The sequence below is a fragment of the Allobosea sp. FW305-C-101 genome (genome assembly GCF_058783685.1).
Map to the genome: position 1 here is coordinate 43,680 of NZ_JBYSYT010000003.1, position 19,495 is coordinate 63,174.

Here is a 19,495-nt window from a genome sequence, read left to right on the forward strand (position 1 = left end):
CTGTGCCGAAATCCTCGCCTTCCCGATACGGCCCCGGGCCGCAGGCGAAGGCGTCGCCAGCCGAGACGAGCGCCCATGTCAGCCTATGCATCGGAAAGCCCCGCCGCCCTCCATCCCGGAAAGCGGCCGCCAGGATCGCTTGCCCTCCAGCTGACGGGTGCCGCCGCGCTCGTCGCTCTCGCCGATTCTGTTCTACGACCGCGCGATCGGGCTCTCGCTGGCGCTGTTCCTGCTAGCGCTCGCCGCGGCTTCCGCTTGCCTCAACCGGGTGCGCGCCGGTTCGACACGACGCATGAGCGCCTTCCTGCTGCTCGGGGCCGGGCTGCTGCCGATCATCGAAGATGTCGGCCCGCTCTCGATCCTGATCGCGCTGACGGCGACGGCCGTCTTCGCGAGAATGCTGAGCGAGGCGAGGGCGCTCTCATGGCAGGAGCATCTGCGAGCCGCGCTGCGTCTTCCCTTGTCCGGCCCTTTCAAGCTGCTCGGCGATCTCGTCCGTGCACGCCGCGCCTCGCTGCGCGGCAAGAAGGGGGACGGCGTCATCGCGCTCGCGCTGGGTTGGGTCATCCCGCTCGGCCTCTGTGGCGTCTTCGCCGCCCTGTTCGTCTCGGCCAATCCGCTGCTGGAACGCTGGCTGAACCGCCTCGATCCCATCGCGATGCTGGAGCAGCTCCTCTCCTGGCGCGCCATGTTCTGGGCCGCGATCCTGTGCCTGATCTGGCCGCTCGTCCGCATGCGCTCATTGCGCCGCAAGCGCCGCGCGGCTGCCGCGAGCGTGGCGCCGATCCGCCCGCAGGAGCTGCTCGGCGATCGCACGGTGCGCCGCTCGCTGATCCTGTTCAACGGGCTCTTCGCCATCCAGACGGCGATGGACATCGTCTATCTGTGGGGTGGTGCGGCCCTGCCAGCCGGCATGAGCCATGCGGCCTACGCCCATCGCGGCGCCTATCCGCTGATCGTGACGGCGCTGCTTGCCGCAGCCTTCGTGGTGATCGCTGTGCGTCCAGACGGGGCGGCGGCGCGCGACAGGCTGGTCAGGCCGCTGGTTCTCGCCTGGGTCGGGCAGAACGTCATGCTGGTGCTGTCGGCCCTGCTGCGGCTCGATCTCTATGTCGCGGCCTATTCGCTGACCTCGCTCAGGCTCGCCGCCTTCGTCTGGATGCTGCTGGTCGCGATCGGCCTCGTGCTGATCCTCGTGCAGATCGTGAGGCGCCGGAGCGTCGGCTGGCTCGTCTCGGCGAATGCTCTGGCGCTGGCGCTGACGCTCTATGGCTACAGCTTCGTCGACACCGCCGTCGTGATCGCCAACTACAATATCCGGCACTCCTTCGAGATGCGCGGCGAGGGCAAGTCGCTCGATATCGGCTACCTCTTCGACCTTGGCCCCAGCGCCATCCAGGCGATCGATCGCTATGCGCCGCGGATCGTGGCCGCAAGGGGAAGTGCCGCCGCGCACTCGTCCTGGGCATCTCCGTATGGGATCGCCGCCCGGCGCGATCGCTTGGCTGCCTATCATCATCAGTCGCAAGCCGACTGGCGCGGCTGGAGCTTTCGCGGATGGCGGTTGTCGCGATATTTGGCTAACACTCCCGAGGCGCCGTTCCCGGCGAAGCCGGCCGCGTCGGCGGGTAATTCCTGAGGCAGACGGCATGGCGCCCCGCATTCTCGTGGTCGATGACGACAGCCATATCCGGGACGTGATCTGCTTCGCGCTCGAAAAGGCGGGGATGGCCACGACCACGGCGCGCGACGGCGTGCAGGCGCTCGATGCCTTCCGGCGCCAGCCGGCGGAACTGGTCATCCTCGATATCGGCATGCCGGAAATGGACGGGTTGGAGGTCTGCCGGCAGATCCGGCGTTCCTCCGAGGTGCCGATCCTGTTCCTGTCGGCACGCGACGACGAGATCGACCGGGTGCTCGGGCTCGAAATGGGCGGCGACGACTACGTCACAAAGCCGTTCAGTCCGCGCGAGCTGGTCGCCCGCGTCAACGTCATCCTCAAGCGTGTCCGGCAGGGGCAGCGGAGGGAGAGCGAGGCCGAGGCGGTCCTGTCCTGGGGAGCGCTCAACCTCGACACGGGCGCCCATGCCGTCCGCTTCGCCGCGCAGGAGCTGACGCTGACCGCGATCGAGTTTGCGATCCTGCGGGCGCTGATCGCGAGGCCGCGCCAGGTCTTCAGCCGCGAACAGATCCTAGACCACGCCTATGGCGGTGCGATCCATGTCGCCGACCGGACGATCGACAGCCATATCCGCAACATCCGTGCGAAGCTCGCCAAGGCCGGCTGCGACAGCGCGATCGAGACGGTGCATGGCGTTGGCTTCAGGCTGGGGCGCTGCGAGGCTGCGGCGTGAGCGGGCAGGGCGCGGCGCCTGTCCGGGTCAAGGCCAAGTGGCGGCCGAGCCTGAGTCTGATGGTGTTCATGATGCTGACGGCAGTGCTGGCGCTGCCCTTCGTCGGCCTGTTCTTCTTCCGCATCTACGAGAACCAGCTCGTGCATCAGGCGGAATCGGAGCTGATCGCCCAGAGTGCGGCCCTGGCCGCGACGATCCAGCAGGATCTGCAGGCCCATTTGCCGGCCGGGACGATGCTGGGAGCGCAGGTTCCCCCTGAGACTGGGCGGTATGGCAACGAAGAGCTTGCGCCGCTGCTGCCGTCGCTGGATCTGGCCCGGGACCGGCTGCTGCCGCGCCGACCCGATGCGCAGGTCGCTGCAGCGCCGGCAAGCGAGGCCTATCGCGCTGCCGGCACGCGGCTCGAACCGCTTCTCGTCGCGACGCAGAAGGTCACGCTCGCCGGTTTCCGCCTGCTCGATCCGCAGGGCGTCGTCATCGCCGGGCGTGGCGAGCTCGGCCAGTCGCTCGCCCATGTCGAGGAGGTGGCACAGGCGCTGAACGGGCGCTTCGCCGCGATGCTGCGCCTGCGGGTCTCCAAGAACGAGCCGCCGCCGATCTACTCGCTGAGCCGCGGCACCGGCGTGCGGGTCTTCACGGCCATGCCTGTCGTGCGCGACGGGCGCGTCGCTGCCGTGCTCTACGCCTCGCGCACGCCGAGCAACGTCTTTCGCCATCTCTACGAGGAGAAGGGCAAGGTTGCGGCGGCAGGCCTCTCCGTCGCGGTGCTGACACTGCTGATCGGGCTCGCCTTCCACCGCACGATCACGCGGCCGGTCAAGGAGCTGATCGCGCGGACGGATGCGATCGGGACGGGCGACCGCAACGCTCTGCGGCCGCTCGAGCATCACGGCACCGCCGAATTCGCGATGCTCTCGCAGAGCTTCCTCGACATGGCCGCTGCTCTCGCCAACCGCTCCGATTTCGTCGCGACCTTCGCGGCCCATGTCTCGCATGAGCTGAAATCGCCGCTGACCTCGATCGAAGGGGCAGCCGAACTGCTGCGCGACGATGTCGATAGCCGAGCAATGACCGATGCCGAGCGCCGACGTTTTCTCGACAACATTGCCGCCGATGCCAAGAGACTGACGGTGATCACTAATCGCCTGCGCGAGCTGGCCCGCGCCGAGGAGCCGCCGACCGGCGGACGAACGAGTGTGGAGCAGGCGATCGAGGCGCTGCGGTCCGTTACCTCAGGGCTTGCGATCGATGCCGCCGGCGATCTGGCAGTCCCGGTCGCGATCTCGCTGGAGAACCTGCGGATCGTGCTGACGCATCTGGCGGATAATGCACTTCAGCACGGAGCTGCCCGCTTGGCGATCGACGTGTCACGGGACAGCGGATCGCTCCGCTTCGACATCCGCGATGACGGGCCAGGGATATCGCCGAACAACCGGGCGCAAGTCTTCGACAGCTTCTTCACGACGCGGCGCGACAGCGGCGGCACCGGCATGGGGCTCGCCATCGTGCAGGCGATGCTGACGGCGCATGGTGGCTCGATCAGGCTGGTCGAGAGCGAGCGAGGCGCGCATTTCGCGGTGACGCTGCCGGTTGCGGTGTAGGGCGTGAGGGTGCTGTAACGTCTGCCGCTTTCCTTCGGAACTGCGCCGTCATCCCGGGCTTGCCCCGGGATCCATAGAAAGGCGTCGCACTCTACGATGGATCCCGGATCTTCGCTTCGCTCCGTCCGGGATGACGGCGTGGTTCTCTAGAAAACCGTGGGTTCTAGGACAGGCGCCGGTCGAGCGTCTCGGCGATCCGCTCGACGAGCGCGGCATGGTCCGTCAGCAGGTCCTGAAGCGGCCCGATCGGGCGGAAGGCGCGGGAATCCTGCGCTTCTTCGCCTTCGTTCTCCCAAGCCTCGATTGCTTCGTCGGCGGCCGTCAGCCAGGCTTCCATGGATGCGCCATCGCACGGTGCGCCCGCTTCCAGCGCCAGCCGCTCGGCAATCCGTTGGCGGAGCGCATCACGGGCGGTACGGAGCGCGTCGAGTTCGTCGGTATAGCGCATGGAAAGCCGCTGACCGCTCAATGCACGGTGGCGAGGTCGTCGTCGTCCGGGTCGATCAGCCGGTCGAGGCCGAGCTGCTCGACGCCATCGGTGAACTCGGCGAAGGCGTCGGCATCGGTGGCGAAGGAATCCTGCCAGACGGTCGAGCCGCCGTCCTCGTCGATCAGCTCGAGGGTCCAGCCGTCGGTGCCGCCGATCTTGTAGATCTCCACCCGCACGGTGACGCCGTCATGGGTGAAGGTCTGCGACAGGGGGGAGCGGATGATGTCGGGGAAGTCGGTCATGACCCCAGTCTAACAGCTTCGCCGGAAGGGCGCAGCCGTCGCCGGCCGCGCCCCCGTCATTCACTCGGCGGCGGTCGCGGCGGCTGGCTCCGAGCGGCGCCAGCGCCGTACGAGGCGCACGACCACGACATAGAGCAGCGGCACGAAGAACACGCCGATCACGGTCGCGGCGATCATGCCGCCCATCACGCCGATACCGATCGAGTTCTGGCTGCCCGAACCCGCGCCGGTCGCGACCGCCAGCGGCGTCACGCCCAGCACGAAGGCGAGCGAGGTCATCAGGATCGGCCGCAGGCGCTGGCGCGCCGCTTCCAGCGTTGCCTCGACGAGACCCTTGCCCTTGGCCTCCTGCTCGATCGCGAACTCGACGATCAGGATCGCGTTCTTGGCGGCTAGGCCGATCGTCGTCAGCAGGCCGACCTTGAAATAGACGTCGTTGGTCTGGCCGAACAGCGTCGCCGCGAGCAGGGCACCGAAGATGCCGATCGGCACCGAGAGCATGACCGCGAAGGGGATCGCCCAGCTCTCGTAGAGCGCCGCGAGGCAGAGGAAGACGACCAGCATCGAGATGGCGTAGAGCGCCACCGCCTGGCTGCCGGAGAGCCGTTCCTGGAAGGACAGGCCCGTCCATTCATGGCCGAACCCGGTCGGCAACTGCGTCATCAGCCGGTCGATTTCCTCCATCGCCGCGCCGGAGCTGACGCCGGCCGCGGCCGCGCCCTGCATCTGGACGGCCGACGCGCCGTTATAGCGCTCCAGCCGTGGTGAGCCGTAGGTCCAGCGCCCTGAGGAGAAGGCCGTGAACGGCACCATCTCGCCGCCCTGGTTGCGGACATACCAGCGCCCGATATCGCCGGGCTGCATGCGGAAGGGCGCATCGGCCTGGACATAGACCGATTTCACCCGGCCGCGGTCGATGAAGTCGTTGACATAGGCCGAGCCCCAGGCGGTCGACAGCGTGTTGTTGATCGCGGCCAGCGGCAGGGTCAGCGCGCTCGCCTTCTCCTGGTCGATCTCCACGGCGTACTGAGGCGTATCCTCCTGGCCATTCGGCCGCGTGCCGGTGAGCTGCTTGCTCTGCGCCGCGAGGCCCAGCAATTGGTTGCGGACCTCCATCAGGCGCGTATGGCCGGCGCCGGCAATGTCCTGCAGGTAGAAGTCGAATCCCGCCGTGTTGCCGAAGCCCTGGATCGCGGGCGGGGCCAGCGCGTAGACCGTGCCGTCCTTGATGCTGCGGAAGGCGCCCATGGCGCGGCCGGCGATGGCCTGCGCCGTCGCCTGCTTGCCGACGCGCTCGGCGAAGGGCTTCAGGCGTACGAAGGCGAGGCCGACAGTCTGGCCCTGGCCGCCGAAACCGAAGCCCGCGACGGTCAGCACGCCCTCGACGAGATCCTTCTCGTTATCGAGATAGTGCTTCTGCACCTGGTCGAGCACGCGCAGCGTCCGGTCCTGCGTCGCGCCGACGGGCAATTGCACGCTGGTCAGCAGGATGCCCTGGTCCTCGTCGGGCAGGAAGGAGGAGGGCATGCGGGCGAAGAGCCAGGCCATGCCGCCGCCGATCAGCAGGAACACCATCAGGAAGCGCATCGGCCGCGCGATCATCGCCGCGACGCCGGAGCGATACCCGTTGGTCGTGCGCTCGAAATTGCGGTTGAACCAGCCGAAGAAGCCCTTGCGCGGGCCGTGGTCGCCGACGGGCTTCAGCAGCGTCGCGCACAGCGCCGGCGTCAGCACCAGCGCGACGACGACGGAGAGCGCCATCGCGGTCACGATCGTCACCGAGAACTGGCGGTAGATCACGCCGACCGAGCCGCCGAAGAAGGCCATCGGCACGAACACAGCCGAGAGCACGGTGGCGATGCCGACCAATGCGCCGGTGATCTCGCCCATCGACTTGATCGTCGCTTCCTTTGGCGAGAGCTTCTCTTCCTGCATCACGCGCTCGACATTCTCGACCACGACGATGGCGTCGTCGACGAGCAGGCCGATGGCGAGCACCATCGCGAACATGGTCAGCGTGTTGATCGAATAGCCGGCGAGCGCCAGCACGCCGAAGGTGCCGAGCAGCACGACCGGCACGGCGAGCATCGGAATGAAGGTCGCGCGCAGGTTCTGCAGGAAGACGTACATCACGATGAAGACGAGGATGATCGCCTCGAACAGCGTGTGCACGACCTTCTCGATCGAGAGCGTCACGAAGGGCGTGGTGTCGTAGGGATAGGTCACCTCGACGCCTTCCGGCAGCGTCTGCTTCAGGCGCTCGATCGTGGCGGTCACCGCCTTGGCGGTGTCGATCGCATTGGCGCCGGTCGCGAGGCTGACGGCGAGGCCGGTCGTCGGCTTGCCGTTGTAGAATGAGACGGTGTCGTAGCTCTTGGCGCCGAGTTCGACGCGGGCGACGTCGTTCAGGCGCACGATCGAGCCCGACGAGCCGCTCTTGAGGATGATGTTCTCGAACTGCTGCACCGTCTGGAGCCGCGAGAGCGCCGTCACGGTGGCGTTGAGCTGCTGGCCTCTGACCTGCGGCAGGCCGCCGAGCTGGCCGGCCGACACTTGAGTGTTCTGGGCCTCGATCGCCGCGGCGATGTCGGCGGGCATCAGCGCGTATTTCCGCAGCTTGTCGGGGTCGAGCCAGATGCGCATGGCGTAGCCGGCGCCGAAGAGCTGGGTCGTGCCGACGCCTTCGACGCGCTTCAACGTGTCGTTCAGCGTCGAGTCGACATAGTCGGCGAGGTCGGTGGTCGACATCCGCCCGTCCTTGGAGACGAAGGCGACGACCATCAGGAAGCCGGTGGACGCCTTGGCGACCGAGATGCCGGTGCTCTGCACCACGGCCGGGAGCTGGCGCGTCACGAGCTGCAGCTTGTTCTGCACCTGCATCTGCGCGACGTCGGGATCGGCCTGGCTGTTGAAGGTCAGCGTGATCTGGGCGTTGCCGGTCGAGGTCGAGGTCGCCGTCATGTATTGCAGGTTGTCGAGGCCAGTCATGCCCTGCTCGATGACCTTGGTCACCGAGTTCTCGACGGTTTGCGCGTCGGCGCCGGGATAATTGGCGCTGATCTGCACGGTCGTCGGCGCGATCTGCGGATATTGCGAGATCGGCAAGGTGCGCAGCGCCAGAAGCCCTGCCAGCATGATGACGATGGCAACGACCCAGGCGAAGATCGGGCGTTCGATGAAGAAGCGCGACATGGCGTCAGTTCTCCGCCGTGTTGCCGGACGCCGGGAGCTCAGCCCGGCGGTTGGCTGATTTCAGCTCGCCGGTGGCCTCATCGACGCTGACCTCGTTCGCGGTCACGGTCTGGCCGGGGCGCACGAGCTGGCCGCCCTCGACGATGATGCGCTCGCCATCCTTGACGCCGCTATCGACCAGCCAGTTGTTGCCGATATTGCGGCGGGTTACGAGCACGCGCTCCTCGACCTTGCCGTCGGCCGAGACGAACTTCGCGGTCGCCTCGCCCTTGGTGTTGCGGCCGACCGCGCGCTGCGGCAGCAGGAAATTGTTCTCGGCGATGCCTTCCTGGATCACCGCGCGGACGAACATGCCGGGCAGCAGGAGCCGCTCCGGATTGGGGAACTCGGCGCGGACCGTGAAGGTGCCGGTGGTCTCGTCGATATTGGCCTCGGCGAATTCGAGCTTGCCGGATTGCGCATAGGCGTCGCCGGTATCGAGCTTGAGCTTCACCGCGACATTGGGGCCGGTGAACTTCAGCCGGCCCGAGGCGATGTCGTTGCGGAATTTCAGCAGGTTGGTGCTCGACTGGGTGACGTCGACATTGATCGGATCGAGCTTCCGAATCGTCGTCAGGATGGCCGCCTGGTTGGCGGTGACGAGCGCGCCCTGCGTCAGCGCCGACTTGTCGATGCGCCCGTCGATCGGCGCCGTGACCTTCGTATAGGCGAGGTTGATGCGCGCCGCCTCGACATTGGCCTTCGCGGCCGCGACATCGGCCTGGGCCTGGCCGAGCGTTGCAGCGGCGTCGTCGGCATCCTGCTTGCTGCCGGCATTGCGCTGGAGCAGCTCGCGGTAGCGGTCGGCCCGCACCTGCGCGTTGGTGACGGCGGCTTCCGCCTTGTGCTGGGCGGCCAGCGCGCTGTCGAGGGCTGCCTGATAGGGCGCCGGATCGATCTCGTAGAGCACGTCGCCGGCCTTGACCTCGCTGCCCTCGCGGTAGAGCCGCGCCTTGATGATGCCGCTGACCTGCGGCCTGATCTCGGCGATCAGGCTCGCCGAAACGCGCCCAGGCAGCTCCGCCGTGATCGCGACCGGCTGCGGATGCAGCGAGACGACGCTCACTTGGAGTTGCGGCTGCGGCGGAGGCGCCGCCGCCTTCTCGGAATTGCAGGCCGCCAAAGCCATCGCGAGGAGGAGGGCGCCCGGCAAGGCGTAACGGGATGACGACGGGGCGCGCTCGGCCAGCATGCGGGCTCTCTTTTCGGAAACTGATGAGTTTCTTATCTCTTGATTTCTCTGCCTGTCAAATCCAAGAATGCGGCGCGATGACGGACGCGACGATGACAAGCGATAAAAATAGCGAGATCGAAGGGAGGCAGGCCCGTTCACGCGGGCGGCCGAAGACCCGTTCGGACGAGGCCGAACGGCAGCGCATCGTGCGCACGGCCCGCGAGCTGTTCCTCGATGTCGGCTATGGCGGCACGACGATGGATGGGGTGGCGGCGCGCTGCGGCGTCTCCAAGCGCACACTCTATCAGCTGTTCCCGGCGAAGACGGACCTGTTCCGGGCAATGATGGCCGATCACCGGCGTTCGATGCTGGCCCTGCCGCGCCCCGAAGGCGAGGATCTGCCCCTATTGGAGGCGCTCGCCGCGATCTTCCGCCTCGACATCGACCAGCTCGACAATCACGAGCGTCTGGCATTCATCAGGCTTGTCTTGGCCGATTCCGACCGCTTCAGCGAGATCGGCGAACTGATCGAGCAGGAGGGAGCGGAGCCGGCGCGGCGCCTTCTCGAAGACTGGCTCACCAGTCAGCAGATGAAAGGCGCGCTTCTCGGCTTTCCGGCAGACGCCTTGGCCCGCATGCTGATGGACATGATCTTCTCGGTTTTGATCAAGCGCTTTCCGGGAGACCGGCTGCTGACGGTCGAGGACCGCGCCCGGCACGCACGACTCTGCCTTGAGGTGTTCCTGCAAGGTGCGTCGATGAAGGCGGGGTGACCGGAGCGCACCGGCAGCCGACAGGAGCACGCGGAAACGCATGCCCAAATCTGTTCGTAAATAGCGGGATTTGATTTGGCCGGGCCACCAAGAAGTGGCTGGGGGACTAGGACCCTCAGCCAGTTTCACGGCACCAATTTTAACAAGCAGTTACGACTGCCGGGGTGAACGAAACAGGATGGTTTTGTAGCAAATGATTGTAGCAAACGTGGCAGGGGCTAGCGAGCGCTCTCCCCCCGGTATTTGCGGCAGTCGGCGAGCATGGCCTCGGTATCGAAGAAGCCGGTAGCACCTGCGCTCTCGGCGAGGAGTTCGCGCATGAGCTCCTCGAACTTCGCATTGGTGTCGTAGACGATCCTCGTCTCCCCGATGCGGAACTGAATGCGCTTGCCGTTTAGAACCTGATCGATCTCGTTCACGTTCGCGGGCGTCCTGTCGAAGAACAGCTCGGTGTCGAGCGACTCGCCCGCAAGCGTGACCGCGGCCTGCCCGTCGATAGCGAACTGCCCCTCGATCTTGCCGTGGGCCGGCTTGTAAGGCGCGCCCAGCGCGATCATGTCGTCCAGAAAGATGGCGAGATGCGCGTAGGTGCGCCGGCTCTTCGGGCAGATGAAGTTCATCTGGTTGAGCAGCCTGCCGGCGTCCGCGTGCAAGGCGAACCTGCCGTAGATCTTCTGATCCTTCCGCGCGCCGGTCCTGGTCGTCGTCCAATAGGAGGTGACCGTTGCCGAAAACTCTCTTTGTTGCGGTGCGGTCTGTGCCTGGGCCGTGCTCGGGCTGCTGCCGAGGCAAGCCAGGGCGACGCCGATCAGGGCGGATCGAACAAAGGCGGTTGGGATAGACGGTCGCATGGGCCTCACTTCATGTTCTGGAAGGCGAAGGCGAGGAAGGTGCCGACCTGCTCACCCGTGCGCGGCTTGCCGGCGAAGTTGCCCTCGACGAAGACCAGCCGCTTCTCGTCGGGATAGTGTTCGACGTAGAAATCCCAGGCCGGCTTGTTCGGCGCGCGGCAGCTCAGCGTCGAAGGGCCGGAGCTCGGCCCGCCGGCATTGTCGAAGGCGCAGGACCAGTTCTGCATCTTGGCGAACTCGTAAAAGATGCGGAACGGGCCGAGGTCACCCTGCTCGCCCTGGACGGTGGCTTCCATCTTCGTGGTCGACGGGAAGTCCAGCGGCTTCCATTTGATGCGCGGCGCCTGGTCGATGGCCGCGGTAGCCGCAAGGCAGGCGGCGATGATGAGGGGCAGGCGCATAGTCGAGCCTCGCGGTTGGACGAAGGGATGCGGGTTGCTGGCGCGGGGCTCGCTCAGTCGTAGAGCACGGCGAAGATGTCGCTGAACGGTTTCCCCTTCCATCCATTGCTGTTCATGCTGGCCAGGCTGAAGCTGCGTCCGTCCGGATTGACGGTCCACTGGATCTCGACCGGCTCGCCAACCGGCCAGTAGGCATCCTCGGCCCAGGTCTGGACCACGTCGCGCATGAGCGTGAAGGTCGCCCGGATCGCGTCGCAAGACGCCTGCGTCGCCGATTGCGCACAGCCATGCTTGTCCGCAATCGGCTGAAGCCGGTTGCGGGCCCTCAGATGCTCGATCGCGGTCTGGTAGTAGGGCAGCAGCGTGTCGTAGCTGCCATAGCGGGCATTGATGTCGTTCTCGGTCGCGGCCTCGTCGACCGGCCGCATGAGCTGCTCGATCGCGTTCGCGTGCAGGCTCGCATTGATCCGGCCGGTGAATTTCACCACCGTCGCGCCCTTGTCGGATGTGAAGGCCTGCCACTCGGCATGGTCGAAGCTCGCGGCAAGGGCCTTGCCGATGGTCGTGCTGGAATAGCCAGTCATGTAGCCGTCGCGGACCAGTGCGACGGAGCCGCCCCAGCCGGGCAGACTGAGATGCGGCAAGACCGCCGCGGCGATGACGAGGGCAAACGCCACGATCGGCGCGGCGAGACTGACGCCGCCGGCTTGCCTGGCCTTCGCCAGCGCAGCGGCCTGGTCCGGTTCCTGGCGCAGGGCTTCCCAGCGCTTTCGGACAACGTCGAGATACCAAGCGTTGCCGTAGAGCGCGAACACGATGCCCAGGCCGAAGGTGGCGAAGAGGAAAGCCCGCGCGACCGAGGTCGGCACGCTGTCGGGCAGCAGCACATAGGCAAGCTGGACGGCCAGCACGATGCCGCCGAGCACGTACATGCGACGGTACAGCAGCCAGCCAAAGGGCAGGAACAGTACCGGCCAGTTCCATGAACTCGTCGTGGCGACCTTGGCCGGATCGCCGCCAGCCTTTGCCTGGATCGCTAGCCACTTTGCGAGATAGTGGTCCTGCTTCTTGCCGATCAGCGCCTTGGTCAGCTCGCTGTCGAGGAAGTCGTTCGGCTCGGATGCCGGCTGCTGGGGCTTGGGCGGGAGGGCCGGCGGTTCCTTGGGTGGCAACGGCGGCGGGAGGACGGGCTGAGGCGGGGCCAGTTCGGTATCGCCGAGCCGCTTCCACTCACTGCCGAAGGCTGCTGTCCAGACCAGATTGGCAAGGCTGATCGCTCCGCTCGCCAGCATCGCTTTGAGCTCATCGGCGCTGATCGGCCCGCCGCGCTCGCCGTCCTTCTCGAAATACCAGTCGCTCACGCCAGTCTGCCTCGCCTTGTTCAAGTCCCGAAGGACCAAGGCAGCCGAGCGGACGCCCAGCCAAGCCCGGACGAAACCTCGCCAACGAGCGACTTCCCCAGCCCTTCCCCAGAGGTTCACGTCTCCGGGAATGTTGTTGCGAGAGCAGCCCCTCACCCGTTTACATATTATAGTCGATAAACTTAAAGTATGTAAATCGGCACCGCTTGCGGCATGGATATGCGCAAGCTCGTCGGCAGGAATTTCGCCCGGCTTCGGCGGGACAAGGGCTTCACGCAGGAACAGGTCGAGGAACGTTCCGGCTTCAGTCAGCAGTATCTCAGCGACTTGGAACGTGGACGACGAAACCCAACGGTAATCACATTATATGAGCTAGCGCAGGCGCTTGGGGTGAGCCACACCGAACTTGTTGCGCCGGATGAAGTCGAAAGGCCGGAGAAACCCTGAAGTTCCCGGTCTGGCCTGTGCTGACTCTTGCGGTCCAGCGCGCCATAACGCGTGGCCGGCGATCCTATTCGGGCTCTCTCAGCGCAAGTTCGCAGCCCCCAAGCGGGAATTGAAGCGGATCGCGCTCGAAGTCGACATGCCGGCAACCAGGCATCGATTTCTCAAAGCCCCACGTTCAGTCACTCCTTCGACGCGCCTCTAGCAAGGACTAGTGACGGCACGCTTCGAGGGCCGACGAAGGAATGCAGTGCTTTCGAAGTCCCCAAACCCACTGTCGATCCATTTGATGAGCTCCGAAACCGTGTTCTCTAAGCCTGCCGGACGTAATCCGCATTCCCAAGTCACGGCGACGCGCCAACCCGCTTTGTGCAGAGCATTCCGAGTCTGACGGTCGCGCTCGACATTGCGCTGAAACTTTTCCCTCCAGAAATCCAAATTTGAAGCCGGCGTGCTGCTTCGACTACAGCCGTCGTGCCGATGCCAGAAGCAGCCATGAACGAAAATTGCAATGCGGCGCCGCCCCAGAACGATATCCGGCCGGCCCGGCAAGGTATCAACGTGCAGCCGATACCGCAGCCCTCTTCGATGAAGCGACTTACGCAGCGCAATTTCAGGTTTCGTATTCTTACTGTTAATGCGCGACATCATACGCGAGCGGATAGCTTGATCGACTATGTCTGCCATCGATTCACTCGAACTCTTATCGATCGCCGAGAATTATACTATCTTTAATGGCATTAATACTTCAACTAAGTAACCTAGCCGGCACTGCCCCATCCATAGGCCGCCTTGCGATACCGCAACGATGATGGCAATACCACGTTAAGCGGCATTGCCGTATATTCTCGGGGCAGTGTCGGACGGCGTCATGATTCAACCGACTGGGCGATTGAAGGCGGTTGATTTCTTCTGCGGCGCCGGGGGCATGAGCTTCGGCCTCACGCAAGCGGGGATCAAAGTCCTCGGAGGAATCGACAATTCCGTAGACTGCAGGGCGACGTATTTGGCCAATGTGCCACAGGCGAAGTACATCCGACATAATATCACCCGCCTTTCAGCTCTGGAGCTAGGCCGTAGGCTTGGTATCCTCCCAGACGACCCGGATCTTGTTTTTTGTGGCTGCAGTCCCTGCCAGTTCTGGAGCAAGATCAGGACTGACAAAACCAAGTCCGCGAGAACTGCCTTCCTTCTCAAGCAATTTCAGAAGTTCATCCGTCATTTCCGGCCAGGTTTCGTTGTCGTCGAGAACGTTCCAGGTCTCTTCCGAAACAAAGATCATACGATCTTGGCGGATTTCATCTGCTTTCTTGAAGCGGCCGGCTACAACTGCAAGGACGGCGTGATCAATGCCAGCCACTACGGGGTGCCACAAAATCGGATGCGCTATCTGCTCATCGCCTCACGAGTGTCGACCGTCACGGGACTACCTGAACCCACGACCGACGCGCAGTTTAAGGTGAGCGACTTTCTGGGGAAAGCGAACGGCTTCGCTCCGATTGGGCCGGGCCACCGCGACGATACGACTTTCCTGCATAGCACCATGGCGTTGTCTGACAAGAATGTCCGCAGAATATCGCTCACACCGCGGTCCGGTGGCGACCGTAGCGCATGGTCAGGCGAGCCCGATTTGCAGATCGATGCCTACAGGAAGAAGGACAGGATCTTCAGGGATGTATACGGCCGCATGTCGTGGGACAAGCCGGCTCCGACCATCACAACTAAATTCCTCAGTCTATCGAATGGGCGTTTCGGCCATCCCGACGAAGACCGGGCGATCTCCCTGCGGGAAGGAGCGACGCTTCAGACCTTTCCGAAGACGTACGCCTTTCACGCTACCGCTCTAGCGACGGTGGCCCGCCAGATCGGAAACGCTGTCCCTCCAGAGCTTGCGCGGCGGATCGGCGAGCACCTCATCGGCGTGCGAAATGGCTAAAATCCAGACGCGCGCTCGCGCCGTTGATATGCTCGGACGGCAGCAGATCGCTGGGATCCAAAACGCACTCAGCGAGCTGTTCAAAAATGCGCACGATGCGTATGCCGACCACGTTAGCGTGGATTTCTTCGAAGATTTCGGTGTCGAAGGGCGAGGTTTTCTGATCATCCGCGACGACGGCGCAGGGATGACTCACGACGATTTCGTCAACAAGTGGCTGGTGCTCGGCACTGAGAGCAAGACCACGAGAGCGGAGCCTCCATATCGGCCTGTAGGTAAATCAAAGCGCCCAATTACCGGCGAGAAGGGCATCGGACGGCTGGCGATTGCGCTGCTCGGAGCACAGACCCTCATTCTGACAAGGGCAAAAAGAGCCGACGGCGTGCACGATCTCGTAGCCGCGCTCGTGCACTGGGGCCTGTTTGAAATACCCGGCCTGAATCTTGAAGAGATCGAGATTCCGGTTGCCATCGTTCCTAACGGAAGCCTTCCTGACGGGGCGCTGCTCGCTTCGCTCCGTAACCAGCTCATCGATTGCGCAAAACACATCGCGTCGAGCCACGACGAGGCTGACTTTGAACGCATCATAGACGAGATTGACGGCTTCCAACCCGACTTGGCCAGCATCTACGGATATATGAAAGCGCGAGAAGCGGTTCACCTCAGCCTTGAGGGGCAGGCCTGTGGAACTCACTTCCTAATTGCGCCCAGCAACCCCGTCATCAGCCTTGAACTGGAGGCCGAGGAGCGCGAGCAAGATTACGGCTTTCGCAAGCATCTGCTGGGATTCGCTGACCAAGTGTTCAAAGGCGACGAGCCAGCGCGGATTGTGACGTCCTTCCAGCGTTGGCGGCAAGGCGATTTGGTCGGGGACGAGCTCCTCGATCCGGCGACCTTCGTCACGCGGGCCGAGCTGCTGGAGCAATCCGACCACCTCTTTACGGGTCAGATCGACAAGTACGGTCAGTTTGCAGGATCGCTGCGCGTTTACGATACCGTGTATGACAACCTCACGATACCTTGGAACGGAAGCAGAGGACGGCCGATACTATGTGGCCCATTCTCGATCAGTTTCGGCTATCTGATGGGCCGTGGATCCGAGAGCCGTCTTGGACCGGAGCAATGGACTGCCCTCAACGAGAAGCTCAACCACGTTGGCGGCATGTACATCTATCGGGACGGAATCAGGATCCTTCCCTACGGTGACTATTCCTTTGATTGGTTGGACGTTGAAAAACGCCGCAACAAGGGTGCGGCTTACTATTTTTTCTCATTTCGCCGAATGTTCGGCGCAGTTCTACTCACTCGAACGGAGAATTCGGAACTTCAGGAGAAGGCCGGCCGGGAAGGTTTCCAACAGAACGAAGCGTACCGCCAACTACGCGACATTGTCATAAATCTTCTACTGTACTTGGTAGCTGAGTTCTTTCGAAAGGACGGTACCAACAGTGATCTTTTCGAGACCACTCAGGCCGAGATGCGAAAGCGGTCAGAAGCACTCGAACGACAGTTTAAGCGGTCCACCGCGAAACGGAAGAAGTTTGCGGAAGGGCTGGCGGCGTTCGCTGGAGACGTCGAAGCGGGGCTCCCTGCTTCCGAGCTCGGAGCGTTAAGACAACTCACGCGATCAAGAATGGACGCCGCTTCGCGAATCGCTGATCAGGACAAGGCTGCCGCCGCGTTGATCCGCGCGGAGCAGGAAGCCATCACCTCTCTAGCTGCGATCCGGGATAAATATACACGCAAGCGGCCGACCGGCGTTGCTCTGGGCAAAGAGATTCAACGCGATTGGGAAGGGTATGTTGTCGAGAGGGCTAGACTCGAAGAAGCGGTGTTCGCGCCGTTCGAGCAAGAGGTCGGCCGCACCCTAGGCGCTGTTGCGGAGCAGGCCCGTGTATATGTCGATCAGCGCAAGCGGCTCGAAGAGCGGATCAAATCCTTGGCGGCCGAGCGGCGGCGAGACCTCGCAGAGGCGTCACGGCAGGCGAATGCAACCGCTTCCGACACGCGGCAAACCGTATTCAATATTACTGAAAAAGCGCGCATTGCGCTGGACGACACCATCCGCTCGATCCAGGCCGATCTAAACCGGACGGATCTACGAGCAATGGATCCCGAGAGGTTGGACGAGATGCGCCGCCGCTGGGAAGAGAGGCTTACGGAAATCGAAAGCCGGCACCGCGATGCCCTGATGGCCGCGCGTGACATGCTCGCTTCGCTTGCCGAAAACCTCCGAAGTTCCGATGGCGAGGAGCCTGCGCAGATCATGCAGGCGATGGAAGAACGGATGCTGGCGCTAGAGGAGCAAGCCGACGAGGACTTCGAGATGGTGCAGTTGGGGTTGGCGGTTGCAATCATCAACCACGAATTCGCCGCCTCGATCAAACGGGTACGAAGGAGCGTCCAGGAATTGGGGCAGATCTCGCGCCGCAGCGACGGGCTAAGACCCCTGTACGAGTCAATCCGCTCCAACTTCGAGCACCTGGACGGCCACCTCAATCTATTCACCCCTCTCCAGCGGCGCCTGCATCGGACTCCACAAGTTATCGAAGGCAAAAGTATCCGAAACTACGTAGATGATCTCTTCTCGGCTAGACTCGATAGGCACAAGGTTGAGCTGATCGTCTCGGACGCATTCCTCGCACGTGCGGTAGAATGCTACCCTTCCACTCTTTATCCAGCCGTGATTAACATCGTGGACAATGCTATACATTGGCTAAACGAGGTTCCGGCGCCCCGGATAGTCTCTTTCGATGCTGATGCGGATGGCATTTACATTTCTAACAATGGGCCAGCCGTCGAAGAGCGTGATTTCCGAAGGATATTCGAACGTGGCTTCAGCCGAAAAGTCGGAGGCCGTGGGCTTGGTCTTTTCATTTCCGCAAAAGCGCTTGGGGCGGAAGGCATGTCGCTAACGCTAGTGGACGCCAAACCGGATCAAACGGTCACGTTCCGGATCGGGGCCAAAATGACGGAGACTGCAGCGTGAAAGCCATTCGCGAGTTCGCCCTCGAATCGGCTCGCCGTTACCTGCAGAGCGTAGTGTTCGTGGACGACGAAATTTATGTCGGGCTGCCCGGCAAAGTCGCGCCTGTCACCGACCTTCCTGATAAAATGACCGTGTTCCGAGACAACCGGGGAGCCGCCGCAGGGAAATCTGCTAAGCCGGAGGGCGGCCAAGAGGCTGACGAGCCGGAAAAACCCCACTATCACCCAAAGCAACTCGTCGAGAGCTTCGCTCGCGAGCGTATGGTCTGCGCGCTGTATGAGCCGCCGAAAGGCTTCACCACTGACGCGGAGTCAGAAATTTTCCGACTTTGCGAGCGGGCAGATGTCGTCATACTCGATTGGGATCTCTACAAGGAGGGCGGGCGCAACATACTGCCGCTGCTATCCACTCTGGTTTCCCAAAGCCAGACGACTGTTCCTCATCACGTGCGTCTCTGCGCGATCTACACAACAACGCCGGACCTTATCAAAGTGACCGGCCAGATCCTTGAACATCTTGAGAAAGCCCAGCTGAAGATCGACGCCCTTACCCCGACGAAACTGAACGCGGGCTCGTCCCGCGTTGTAGTTTTGGGGAAGCCAACGGTGGGCCGCCCCGCCGATCAGGTCCAGATGGCTGAGGTCGCAGAAACAGACCTCGCGGCGCGGATCATCCAGGAATTCGCCGCCATGCACGAGGGCATCCTGCCGTCGATGGCGCTCCACGGCATGGCTGCGGTCAGGACCAGCGCGAAGAAAATTCTGGACAAATTCGGTGCAGATCTGGACGGAGCTTTCCTAGTGCACCGGAGCCTGCTGCTTCCTGCAGATGATGCCTACGAACAGCTACCCGAGCTGTTGGCAGAAGAAGCGCTTGCGGTGATGGCCGACCACGCAGTCCCCTCAGAGCTGACGGAACGCATGTCGCGAGAAGCGATCGATGCAAAAGACATCAAACTCGAGTGGAATGCCAAGGAAGGCCGGCCGGCAGCACAGCCTGGCCAGATCGCTGTTGGCCTTCTAAAGGGCGGACGCGAGAGCGTAAAGGAAGATTTCAAGGGCGATAAACAGAAGAACTGGTTGGTCTCCCTGCATACGGCGATGGGTACGGACGCGACAAACGCCGAGAAACGACTCGCCGCACTTTACAATATCCGCACGAAATATGCGGGGCGTCGTGATCTGACCTTCGGTACCGTAGTGAGGAAAGCGGTCGGCGGCGGTTTCGAATATTCTGTATGCCTTATGCCAATCTGCGACAGTGTACGATTGCCGGCCACTGAGGGGATTACCTATGATTTCCCGTTTTGGACTTTCGCTTTGGCGAATGGCAGTCCACAGGCCAGAGGCGCTGTCGTAGAAGTTCCAGAAGGGGGCCACGTCGAACTGTTTGCCTACGGCAAACCGCGTGACCGGTTCTGGCTAGGGCGCTTTGCTGCTAGTGGCAGAGGCACCGTAGAAGCAAGGATTGATGGAGGCCGATCCTATTTCACAGGGTTGGCCGGAGAGCTTGAATGGGTCGCGCAGCTGAAACCGAGCCATGCGCAAAGGATCGCCCAGGATGTCGGCGCTGCATTCTCACGTGTGGGGTTAATCGAGGCTGAGTGGCTGCGCCTGAAAAGCGAACGACGCCTCTAAGCTGATCCGTT

Annotated in this window: 16 protein-coding genes; 8 read left to right on the forward strand and 8 right to left on the reverse strand. The window is 63.2% G+C overall.

The window, feature by feature from the left end; all coding sequences use genetic code 11:
- Window positions 1-157 precede the first annotated feature (157 nt).
- Genes AC3WMA_RS14860 through AC3WMA_RS14870 form a run of 3 tightly spaced genes read left to right on the forward strand, consistent with a single transcriptional unit; the run spans window position 158 to window position 3,955 of the window.
- Window positions 158-1,639, forward strand: a complete 1,482-nt coding sequence (locus AC3WMA_RS14860) for a DUF4153 domain-containing protein (protein ID WP_492286152.1) — start codon at window positions 158-160, stop codon at window positions 1,637-1,639.
- 10 nt (window positions 1,640-1,649) lie between these two features.
- Window positions 1,650-2,354, forward strand: coding sequence for a response regulator (locus AC3WMA_RS14865; RefSeq protein ID WP_492286153.1), 705 nt, complete (start codon window positions 1,650-1,652; stop codon window positions 2,352-2,354).
- A gap of 59 nt (window positions 2,355-2,413) precedes the next feature.
- Window positions 2,414-3,955, forward strand: coding sequence for a sensor histidine kinase (locus AC3WMA_RS14870; protein WP_492286611.1), 1,542 nt, complete (start codon window positions 2,414-2,416; stop codon window positions 3,953-3,955).
- A gap of 163 nt (window positions 3,956-4,118) precedes the next feature.
- Here the strand turns inward: AC3WMA_RS14870 and AC3WMA_RS14875 are convergent, their stop codons facing one another.
- Genes AC3WMA_RS14875 through AC3WMA_RS14890 form a run of 4 tightly spaced genes read right to left on the reverse strand, consistent with a single transcriptional unit; the run spans window position 4,119 to window position 9,110 of the window.
- A complete protein-coding gene (locus AC3WMA_RS14875) occupies window positions 4,119-4,403 on the reverse strand; it encodes a hypothetical protein (protein ID WP_492286154.1) in 285 nt (94 codons plus the stop codon).
- A 17-nt stretch (window positions 4,404-4,420) separates the two neighbouring features.
- Complete coding sequence (locus AC3WMA_RS14880) at window positions 4,421-4,687, reverse strand: hypothetical protein (RefSeq protein ID WP_492286155.1); 267 nt, start codon at window positions 4,685-4,687, stop codon at window positions 4,421-4,423.
- Between the two features lie 60 nt (window positions 4,688-4,747).
- Entirely contained in the window at window positions 4,748-7,879 is a 3,132-nt protein-coding gene (locus AC3WMA_RS14885) for an efflux RND transporter permease subunit (RefSeq protein ID WP_492286156.1), read from the reverse strand.
- A gap of 4 nt (window positions 7,880-7,883) precedes the next feature.
- The gene (locus AC3WMA_RS14890; RefSeq protein WP_492286157.1) at window positions 7,884-9,110 is read right to left on the reverse strand and encodes an efflux RND transporter periplasmic adaptor subunit; all 1,227 of its coding nucleotides are present in this window, start codon (window positions 9,108-9,110) and stop codon (window positions 7,884-7,886) included.
- 77 nt (window positions 9,111-9,187) lie between these two features.
- Here AC3WMA_RS14890 and AC3WMA_RS14895 point away from each other — a divergent pair, with 77 nt between their 5' ends.
- On the forward strand, window positions 9,188-9,865 hold the full coding sequence (locus AC3WMA_RS14895; RefSeq protein WP_492286158.1) for a TetR/AcrR family transcriptional regulator: 678 nt from the start codon (window positions 9,188-9,190) through the stop codon (window positions 9,863-9,865).
- 218 nt (window positions 9,866-10,083) lie between these two features.
- Here AC3WMA_RS14895 and AC3WMA_RS14900 read toward each other — a convergent pair whose 3' ends face one another.
- The 3 genes from AC3WMA_RS14900 to AC3WMA_RS14910 are packed head-to-tail and all read right to left on the reverse strand — an operon-like array spanning window position 10,084 to window position 12,478.
- Window positions 10,084-10,716, reverse strand: a complete 633-nt coding sequence (locus AC3WMA_RS14900) for a hypothetical protein (protein ID WP_492286159.1) — start codon at window positions 10,714-10,716, stop codon at window positions 10,084-10,086.
- Between the two features lie 5 nt (window positions 10,717-10,721).
- Window positions 10,722-11,117 carry a hypothetical protein gene (locus AC3WMA_RS14905; protein ID WP_492286160.1) on the reverse strand — a complete coding sequence of 132 codons (396 nt, stop codon included), beginning with the start codon at window positions 11,115-11,117 and terminating at the stop codon, window positions 10,722-10,724.
- A 53-nt stretch (window positions 11,118-11,170) separates the two neighbouring features.
- Window positions 11,171-12,478 carry a GYF domain-containing protein gene (locus AC3WMA_RS14910; protein ID WP_492286161.1) on the reverse strand — a complete coding sequence of 436 codons (1,308 nt, stop codon included), beginning with the start codon at window positions 12,476-12,478 and terminating at the stop codon, window positions 11,171-11,173.
- Window positions 12,479-12,691: 213 nt separating this feature from the next.
- Here AC3WMA_RS14910 and AC3WMA_RS14915 point away from each other — a divergent pair, with 213 nt between their 5' ends.
- Window positions 12,692-12,925, forward strand: a complete 234-nt coding sequence (locus AC3WMA_RS14915; protein ID WP_492286162.1) for a helix-turn-helix domain-containing protein — start codon at window positions 12,692-12,694, stop codon at window positions 12,923-12,925.
- Between the two features lie 198 nt (window positions 12,926-13,123).
- Here AC3WMA_RS14915 and AC3WMA_RS14920 read toward each other — a convergent pair whose 3' ends face one another.
- Window positions 13,124-13,609 (reverse strand): very short patch repair endonuclease, encoded by a 486-nt coding sequence (locus AC3WMA_RS14920; RefSeq protein ID WP_492286163.1) that lies wholly within the window; start codon window positions 13,607-13,609, stop codon window positions 13,124-13,126.
- Window positions 13,610-13,793: 184 nt separating this feature from the next.
- Between AC3WMA_RS14920 and AC3WMA_RS14925 the strand changes: the two genes are divergently transcribed.
- The 3 genes from AC3WMA_RS14925 to AC3WMA_RS14935 are packed head-to-tail and all read left to right on the forward strand — an operon-like array spanning window position 13,794 to window position 19,484.
- On the forward strand, window positions 13,794-14,858 hold the full coding sequence (locus tag AC3WMA_RS14925) for a DNA cytosine methyltransferase (RefSeq protein ID WP_492286164.1): 1,065 nt from the start codon (window positions 13,794-13,796) through the stop codon (window positions 14,856-14,858).
- Entirely contained in the window at window positions 14,851-17,847 is a 2,997-nt protein-coding gene (locus AC3WMA_RS14930; protein WP_492286165.1) for an ATP-binding protein, read from the forward strand. Before AC3WMA_RS14925 ends, AC3WMA_RS14930 begins: the two co-directional genes overlap by 8 nt.
- On the forward strand, window positions 17,844-19,484 hold the full coding sequence (locus AC3WMA_RS14935) for a response regulator receiver domain (protein ID WP_492286166.1): 1,641 nt from the start codon (window positions 17,844-17,846) through the stop codon (window positions 19,482-19,484). The genes AC3WMA_RS14930 and AC3WMA_RS14935 overlap by 4 nt, the downstream gene beginning before the upstream one ends.
- The last annotated feature ends 11 nt before the right edge of the window (window positions 19,485-19,495 follow it).